This window comes from Paenibacillus sp. 01L418, from assembly GCF_056400045.1.
The window spans coordinates 1-613 of sequence record NZ_JBFTSN010000863.1; the positions used below are offsets into that span (position 1 = coordinate 1).

2 protein-coding genes are annotated in these 613 nt (G+C 45.2%); both read left to right on the forward strand.

Features of this window, described 5'->3' with window-relative positions:
* Positions 1-225 (forward strand): EamA family transporter (locus AC1DSE_RS36165; RefSeq protein WP_477529233.1); only part of this gene is annotated, 225 nt, incomplete at its 5' end.
* Between the two features lie 173 nt (positions 226-398).
* Positions 399-613 (forward strand): FAD-dependent oxidoreductase (locus AC1DSE_RS36170; RefSeq protein WP_477529234.1); only part of this gene is annotated, 215 nt, incomplete at its 3' end.

The window sequence follows — 613 nt, forward strand, 5'->3', positions numbered from 1 at the left end:
GCGTTTATTCCACCCGTGCTGTTTGCAATCGGTGTGCCGCATGTCGGAGAAGGGATGGCAGGGATTTTGGGTGCGTCGGAACTTCCTGTCGCTGTTTTGCTTTCATCCTTCGTTCTGAATGAACATGTCAGCGCCTTGCAATGGGCTGGTGTCATCGTTGTACTCATAGGCATTGCGCTTCCAGAAGTCATCAAAATGAAGCGAAGAAGATTGAGCGTGCAATAATCACATATATGAAAAAGAAGCCAGCTGCCCTGAATTAGAGCAGCTGGCTTCTTTTGAAATAGAGACTATCCCTAGCCGTATCCTTATTCCTTCGTATAAGTGGAGAGCCAATTATAAATAATATATAATCAACTGATGTTGTGTACACTAATCCTATTACTGGGAGGTATTTGATGATCTATGATTGTGTAATTGTAGGCGGCGGCATTGCAGGTTTACAGGCTGCCATACAATTAGGAAGATATCGTCATCACGTTGCTGTTATCGATTCCGGTAATGGAAGATCTTCGGTATGCAGAAGCTATCATAATTTGATCGGTTTTCCTGATGGCATTAGCGGGGCGGAGCTTCGCCTTGCAGGGAGAAAGCAAGCAGAGCAGCTTGGAGT